Origin of the sequence: Agrobacterium sp. SUL3 (assembly GCF_001263295.1) — a bacterium.
Classification (GTDB): domain Bacteria; phylum Pseudomonadota; class Alphaproteobacteria; order Rhizobiales; family Rhizobiaceae; genus Agrobacterium; species Agrobacterium tomkonis.
Genome location: NZ_KQ414553.1, coordinates 1 through 6,190 on the forward strand (window position 1 = coordinate 1; position 6,190 = coordinate 6,190).

Annotated in this window: 6 protein-coding genes; 1 reads left to right on the forward strand and 5 read right to left on the reverse strand. The window is 57.9% G+C overall.

All coding sequences use genetic code 11. The features are described from left to right. Positions 1 to 33: 33 nt before the first annotated feature. The 5 genes from AKG12_RS29985 to AKG12_RS28860 all read right to left on the reverse strand — a co-directional run bounded on the left by AKG12_RS29985 (position 34) and on the right by AKG12_RS28860 (position 5,401). Entirely contained in the window at positions 34 to 3,003 is a 2,970-nt protein-coding gene (locus tag AKG12_RS29985; RefSeq protein WP_082179124.1) for a Tn3 family transposase, read from the reverse strand. A 16-nt stretch (positions 3,004 to 3,019) separates the two neighbouring features. Beyond that, the gene (locus tag AKG12_RS28845; RefSeq protein WP_003501158.1) at positions 3,020 to 3,625 is read right to left on the reverse strand and encodes a recombinase family protein; all 606 of its coding nucleotides are present in this window, start codon (positions 3,623 to 3,625) and stop codon (positions 3,020 to 3,022) included. Between the two features lie 400 nt (positions 3,626 to 4,025). After that, complete coding sequence (locus AKG12_RS28850) at positions 4,026 to 4,406, reverse strand: helix-turn-helix domain-containing protein (RefSeq protein ID WP_052821450.1); 381 nt, start codon at positions 4,404 to 4,406, stop codon at positions 4,026 to 4,028. A gap of 15 nt (positions 4,407 to 4,421) precedes the next feature. After that, a complete protein-coding gene (locus tag AKG12_RS28855; RefSeq protein WP_052821451.1) occupies positions 4,422 to 4,733 on the reverse strand; it encodes a type II toxin-antitoxin system HigB family toxin in 312 nt (103 codons plus the stop codon). A 269-nt stretch (positions 4,734 to 5,002) separates the two neighbouring features. Next, a complete protein-coding gene (locus AKG12_RS28860) occupies positions 5,003 to 5,401 on the reverse strand; it encodes a hypothetical protein (protein WP_052821452.1) in 399 nt (132 codons plus the stop codon). Between the two features lie 498 nt (positions 5,402 to 5,899). On the opposite strand from AKG12_RS28860, the gene AKG12_RS31240 reads away from it, so the two are divergent. After that, the gene (locus AKG12_RS31240) at positions 5,900 to 6,082 is read left to right on the forward strand and encodes a transposase family protein (RefSeq protein ID WP_285278033.1); all 183 of its coding nucleotides are present in this window, start codon (positions 5,900 to 5,902) and stop codon (positions 6,080 to 6,082) included. Positions 6,083 to 6,190: the final 108 nt, after the last annotated feature.

Genomic DNA, 6,190 nt, shown 5'->3' on the forward strand with positions numbered 1-6,190 from the left:
GGGGCTCCGTGGGCATTTCTACATTAATACACGCTAAGGGAATTTGAAGTTGTTTGGATTGAAGCGGTTAGCCCGGATTGGCCTGAAGCGTTCGAGGGGTCGGTCAATTTCGTTCCAGAGGTAGTCGCCGGTGAGCGCGATATGCGCCCATGGTAGTGGTGCGACCTGGGAGAGCAGCTCGTCCGGAATGATAATACCCTGACTGCTGATATAATCGACAGCACGGCTGAGATAGACAGTGTTCCACAGGATGATGGCGTTGACGACGAGGTTAAGACCGGACGCGCGGTAAGCCATGGTTTCGGCGACGCGGTTGCGCAATTCGCCGAGCTGGTGGAGGAAGATGGCGCGTGCGAGAGCATGACGGCTTTCACCCTTGTTGAGGATCGCATGCGATCTGCGGCGCAGTTTCGTATCGAGCAGCCAGTCGCAGATGAAGATCGAGCGTTCTATCCGGCCCATTTCGCGCAGGGCCTGGTTCAGCCGGTTTTGTCGCGGCGACGCTGCCAGCTTCTTGAGGATGACGGAAGGCGGCACCAAACCTGCAGCGATCGAAGCCTTCAGCCGCAAGACCTCATCCCAGTGGTGCTCGACGACATCCATGTTGACGGTTCCAGCGATCAGCGCGTCGAGCGGTTCGTAAGCCGGATCGCGATCAATGACAAAGAGCCTGCGATTGCCGAGATTGCGGATACGGGGAATGAGCCTGTAGCCAAAGGCGTGGAACATGGAGAACGTCGTTTCGGTGGCGCCAGCGGTATCGGTTGCGTGCTCATAGATTTCGACGGAGCTTTCGTTGTGAAGGAGGCCGTCGAGAACGTAGGGGGCTTCGCCCTCGGATGCCTGGATCATGCGGGAGAAGAAGGAAGCAAAACGGTTGGACAGGAAGCCATAGATCGACGCCCCCGGTCGCTTGCCGTATTTTGCATTGTAGTCGAGGCTGGCTTCGCCACGCCCGCCAGCCGGAAAGAACTGTCCGTCCGAGGAGGAGATATGGCCGTCACCCCAGATCGCGGCAAAGGGATGGGCCTGCTGCGCATCGACCAGCACGGCGGTCGCCGTGGCGTAGGTTTCCGATCGCATATGCCTGTCCACCATCAGCATCATCTGGTGGATCGTGACGCCGCGTGAGCTTTCCGCCATACGTTCGGCTCCGGCATTGGTGGCGTCGGCAAGGATCGCTGCCATCAGCGCTGCCTCGTCGTTTGCCGTCTCACCGGTACGATAATGCGTGAAGCTGTCGAGGAATTTGGTCCAGCTTTGCACCTCGGCAAGCAGGCTGGTGATCCTGATCCGTGGCACCAGAACATATAGTCGGCGGCTGAGCGCGACGATGCTGTCGCGCTCCTCCTCGCGGATCGGCGAGATCGACAGGCCCTTGTCGGAAATCGCTGCATCCGGAATAGCATTGGCAGCCGCCGCCTTTGCCAGCTCTTTCAGCTTCGCATCGAGCGTGGCGGTCCGTTCTGCTCGCCATTCGGCAAAGCTGTCGGGGAGTGCGAGCCCGAGCCGCCCCTCGGCGCGCATCAGCTCGAAGATCGGCCGAGGCAGAAGATAATCCTCGAAACTGCGCCATGCCCGGCTGCCTTCGACCCAGATGTCACCGGCCCTCAGACGCTCTCGCAGGTGAACGAGGACCGCCACTTCCCAGGCGCGCAGGTCGATATCGGCACTGTTCGGGCGCACGCAGCGTCGCCATTTGCGGGTCAGAAAGGCGAGCGGCACCTGCGCCGGCAATTTCCGGCCGCCATAGAGCGCGCGCAGATGGTCCACTGCTACAAGGATCGGATCATCAGCACGAAACGACCGGAACGAGAACGTGCGGAACATCAGTCTGCCCAGCTTGCGCAACGATTTGTGCCGCTTGATGAGCTCGTCGAATTCGTTACTGCGATCAGGGTGGACGACAGATCTGGCTGCCGCCATGCTGGCGACCAATCCGTCCCAGCCGAGGGAGGCTGCGATCGCCGATGCAAGATCGGTTTTGCTCGCACGAGCGGCCAGAAGCGCCTCGCCGAGCTTGAGATGCTCAAGCGCCACCCCATCAAGAACCTCGGCCTCTTTTAGCCGGCGTTCCGTGCGGCTGATCTCGGCCTTGCGGCGGTTGCTCCCAATCATTTTGCAGAACATGTCGATCGTCAGGTCGGTGATCGACGCCTGTCTCTCGATGACGAAGGCGGCCAGCGTGGCGTAGCGACGTTCGGATGTCAGGCGTCGTATCTCCCGGGCATGCAGAATGCGTGCATCCCTGGCGATGATGCCGTAGCGATTGGCATGGATCGTCTTGCGACGGTCGTCGGGAATGGCGGCTGAGCGCAATACCTCGAGGCGGGCGATCAAGCCTTTGAGGTTCTTCAGCTTCGCCCCTTCAGGTGCTTCCGCAATCCAGCCAAGGTGGCTCCGATCGCCGGCCCGCTCAGCGAGGAGCTGATCAAGCGCCTCGATCGAAGGCTGCTCCAGATCCCGGATCAATTCGCGATAGGCTTGTCGACGCGCCGCCGCCCGGCCGGCCAGTGCCAGACGGATCAGCAGCTCCGGCATAGGAACGAGCAACTTTCGTTCCTTCAAGGCTTCGATCACGGTCTTGGCGATCGGCGCACCTTGTTCAGTGGCCGCCGCCTCGCGTGCCGCCGCCGTTATCAACTCGCGATAGTCACTCGTCCGGACAGGCTGAAGCTCCAGTGCAGAGACGATCTCGCGCGCGTGTTCCCGGCGCGTTTCGTCGCGCTGGGCGTAGAACTCGAACACTGCAGGGTCGATGCCCAGCTGGTCGGCGACAACAGAGACAACCGCCTGAGGTGGAACTTCGCCTATTCGCAGCAGACGGCCCAGATCACGCACCAGTGCGAGTTGGATCGCAAAGCCAAGCCGATTATGCGACCGGCGATGTTCCTTGACGAAGACAATATCCTCGGAAGTCAGTGCATAGCGCGCTTGCGCATCTTCATAAGCTTCGGGTGGTTCGAATAAAACGGCACGCGATTGCTCATCGAGAAACGCCATCAGCCACGGTCACTCGTCAAACTACGGTTTCGGGCGTGCCGGTCTTGCCGGGGCCTGTCCATCCAGTCCGCTTCAACGTGTCGATCAAGGTCGAGCGCGCCACCTTGAACGTCCGGCACACGGACGCCTTGCTGGCGCCAGCTTCCAAAGCAGCTAGAACCTGCTCGACCTTTTCCGCATCGATCGTTGGAGGTCTCCCGCCCTTACGGCCACGTCGGCGAGCCGCCGCCAGGCCGGCATTGACCCGCTCGGTGATCAGCACTCTCTCGTATTCTGCAAGCGAGCCGAACAGGTTGAACAGAAACGCGCCGTGCGAATTCGTGGTGTCGATCGCCTCCGTGAGAGATCGGAAGGCGACACCACGTTCCTTCAAATCCTCGACGATGCGGATCAAGTGGGAGAGTGACCGGCCTAACCGATCTATCTTCCAGACGACCAGGACATCGCCTTCGCGCAATTCGCCGAGGCATGCCTTCAGACCCGGCCGGTCATCACGCGCTCCGGAAGCGCGATCCTGATGGAGATGGCGCTCATCGACCCCGGCCGCGAGCAGGGCATCGCGCTGCAAGGCAACCGACTGGCGCTCGTCACTACTCGATACCCGCATGTAACCGATCAACATGTGCGACAAACCTCAAATCAGGTGTTGCCGCACAGCCTAACATTCCGACAGGGTTTGTCGCGCAAAAAATGGCCCTATTGCGTGGCCAGTTTGCCCCGCGATCACGGTGAGCGGAAATCATGTGTTTCCCGTCACCTGCAAAATGCCCTTAGCGTGTATTAATGTAGAAATGACCACAGAGCCCCNGAGCGGAAATCATGTGTTTCCCGTCACCTGCAAAATGCCCTTAGCGTGTATTAATGTAGAAATGACCACAGAGCCCCTATGTACCCGACCTTTTGATCGATCGACTAAAGGTCAAGAGCCGGAATTTTCATTAGTTGCCACCTCGAACCGACCATTGCGGATCGAATCGAGCGCAGTTGCAGCGGAAGCCGAGGAGTCTTGTAGGTCTTACCTACTAGGCAGCGACGTCACCAATCAGTGACCCAGCTGGAATATTCCATTCCTTGCTGAGCTTTCGGATCTGTTCGAGATTGATTTCCCGCTTGCCATTCAAAAGATCGGCAGCCCGCGCTTTAGAGCCGATAACGGCTACCAGATCCGCACGAGTGTAGTTGTTAGCGGCCATCACCGACTTGACCACCTCGACCGGGCTCGCAGCCGGGATTGGATATTTTTTGCCTTCATACTGTTCGATCAGAAGAACGAGCGCGTCAAAATGAGCCGCTTCTTCAGTGCCTTCTTCAGGTTCGTTCTCGAAATACGGCCGAACTTCCTTCAGTGCGGCGTTGTACTCGTCTTCGCTCTGAAGGGTTCTGAAAGCTTTCAAATTCAACATATCGACCTCCTCACATCAGAGTTTTGCGACGTCAATCGCGTCATACTGAGCATGCGTACCGACAAACAGAACGAAAATCCGTTTCGTCCGAAATGCGACCAAACCTACAATTCTATATTTGTTGCCACCCACATCGAAAATCACTTTGTTGCCCGCGACGATGTCGGCCGAGTTGAAGGTTTTCTTCAGCTCACTGAAATTGCTCCAGCTTGCCTTTGATGCGGTTGCATACCATTCCGTCATCGCCGCTTCAGCCGTCTCTCTTGGCGCTCCTTTCGGCAGGTCGCTCCAGAATTTGACCAACGCGGACTTGGCGATAACGTTCACGTAGGCTCCTGTATATCGCGTTCCCAATCTGGAAACAAGCTCAAAATTCCCAATTTGGAAACCAGCATTCGAATCCAAAATTGCGCCGCATAAAATCTCAGTCGGTCTTGCCGATCAACCCCATCCAGTCCACGCGAAAACGCTCGCGGTGACGGTTCTGCGCCACGGCCACGAGCGCCCTGTGAAGTCACTCGTCGATCAGAAACTTGAGGAACTCGGGTCTGCCGGATCGTCAACGTGGGCGGCGGCTCGTCGCCCATCACGAGGCCTCATGCGACCTGGGGTCCGTGGTTGAACCTTAACGCCCAGGCGCCGATTGCCTGGCTATTGTCAGCGCGTATTGCTGTCAGCCGGGAGAAGCCCGGCACGAGTGTCGGCTTCGCGTCGAAGGTCACCGGGATCGAATAGATGTCCGCCGCGTAACGGTTCTGGAACCTCGCCTCGGCCCTTTCGACGAAGGTCGGCCCGATATCCCGAAAAATCGAAAGCAGGAGGAGGACGATCAAGGTGCCCGCGACAACCAGCGACGTGCCGAACGGGGTTATGAAGGAATTGAACGCGGTCGCGAAAAGATAGATCGTCGAAGGCAGAAGGATGACCAACGCGAAGAGGGTCTTCTCCCACCAGAACCGTGGGGCGCGCGGGAGGTCCTTGGTCGCTTCGGTCATATCGCTTCTCCGAATTCATTTGTCGATGAAAACATAGAGTAATGCGGGTGGCGGATCAATTACCGATACCGCCCATAACGCGCATTTCGTAACGTTATATCATATCGCATAAGATGCCTTATGGAACTAACTCATTGCTTCGTTTTTAATATCAATCCGCTCTAAGCACCCGCACCGGCCTGCGATCCATATATCATGTCACCAGGACTATCTCGCCCGCGAAACTCGTCACACTCGATCGCCACGCGAACTGGAAGTGCTCAATCGCATCCGGACGCACGCTGCAAAAGACGCTTTTCTGCGTGCTGAATCTACGAATCTCAACCGTGGGCTGTCAATCGGCATCGAAACGGGGCTCTGACTCACTTTTGATGAAATCAAGTGCTGGCTGATGTTGGTTTCACGCAAGGAATCAATACCATGGGCCATTCGCTCAGATCGTCGACGCTCGTCCCTCGCGGCTTTATAGTCGACAATACAGCCATTGATGACGACGTCATGTTGATCGCAGTCCGGCCGACGAGCAAAGCAAGCTTTTGCCCAATCTGTGGAACAAGGTCGGAACGAATCCACAGTCGATATCAACGACGCCTGGCTGACCTGCCCTTGGTGGGAAAGCCCGTTCGGCTTGTCATTGAAGCGCGCCGGTTCCACTGCGATGCAGTGCTATGCGGTCGTTGAATCTTCGCCGAGCGCTTCGACGGAGACATTCTCGCGCCTTCGGCGCGGCGAACCGCCAGGCTTGACCACATCGTCCATCATCTCGGACTTGCACTGGGTGGCACTGGA